Origin of the sequence: Niveispirillum fermenti, assembly GCF_048066175.1 — a bacterium.
Classification (GTDB): domain Bacteria; phylum Pseudomonadota; class Alphaproteobacteria; order Azospirillales; family Azospirillaceae; genus Niveispirillum; species Niveispirillum fermenti.
In genome coordinates this window covers 1-507 of record NZ_JBLTXA010000127.1, presented here as the reverse complement: position 1 = coordinate 507, position 507 = coordinate 1, and the positions used below count along the sequence as shown (strand labels likewise).

Below are 507 nucleotides of genomic sequence, written 5' to 3'. Positions count from 1 at the left end.
TCCAGCAGCGTGCCATCGGCGACGGCGACGACGCCGGTTGTGGCATCGATGGCGAAGCGCCCGCCGGCATCGTCGGTCAGGCTGTAGGTGATGCTGCCGCCATTGACGTCCGTAGCACTGGCCGTGATGCCCACGGCGGTGCCGCTGGCGGCACCCTCGACGACGCTGTTGGCGGTACTGTCGCTGTCGGTCGGGGTAGCCGGGGCGACATTGGTGACGTTGATGGTGAAGGTCTGGGTGCTGGTGTCGACCCCGTCACTGGCCTGGACCGTGATGGAATGGCTGGTGGCCGTCTCGAAATCCAGCAGCGTGCCATCGGCGACGGTGACGACGCCGGTTGTTGCATCGATGGCGAAGCGCCCGCCGGCATCGTCGGTCAGGCTATAGGTGACAGTACCGCCATTGATGTCGGTGGCGCTGGCCGTGATGCCCACGGTGGTGCCGTTGGCGGCACCCTCGACGACGCTGTTCGCGGTACTGTCGCTGTCCGTCGGCGTGGCGGGCGCG

At 67.7% G+C, this 507-nt stretch carries 1 protein-coding gene; it reads right to left on the bottom strand.

Annotated elements, in window-relative coordinates; genetic code table 11:
• On the bottom strand, nt 1–507 hold a 507-nt coding region (locus ACM9LZ_RS25990), incomplete at both ends, for a cadherin repeat domain-containing protein (RefSeq protein WP_416622394.1).